This is a genomic window from Pseudonocardia sp. SID8383 (genome assembly GCF_009864975.1).
GTDB classification, from domain to species: Bacteria; Actinomycetota; Actinomycetes; order Mycobacteriales; family Pseudonocardiaceae; genus Pseudonocardia; species Pseudonocardia alni.
Genome location: NZ_WWFY01000067.1, coordinates 1 through 355 on the forward strand (window position 1 = coordinate 1; position 355 = coordinate 355).

Consider the following 355-nt stretch of genomic DNA (forward strand, 5'->3'; position numbering starts at 1 on the left):
GCCGGGACCCGGCGGTGACCACGCTGTCGGTCGCCGACCTGCTCGCGGGCGCCGAGGAGGACCGGTCCGCGACCCCGCTCGCCGGTTTCGGCCGGGGCGCGTCGGCCGGCGACATCCTGGACACCGGCACCCCCGTGCCGGCCCCCGCCCTCGACGACGGCGCCCCCCTGTCCGGCACCGCCCTCGACGGCCGTACGGCTCTCGACCCCGGCACGGCTCCCGGTGTCGGCCCGGCCCTCGGCGGCAGTACCGACATCGGGACCGGTACCGGCCTCGGGGACGGTGACGCCGCGGACGGGCGCGAGACCCGTGGCAGCGCGACCACCGCCGGCGGTGCCGCGGGCACGGCCGTACC

Annotated in this window: 1 pseudogene; it reads left to right on the forward strand. The window is 80.3% G+C overall.

The window, feature by feature from the left end:
- Positions 1-14 precede the first annotated feature (14 nt).
- A pseudogene (locus tag GTW08_RS01590) lies at positions 15-355 on the forward strand (hypothetical protein); the annotation flags it as partial.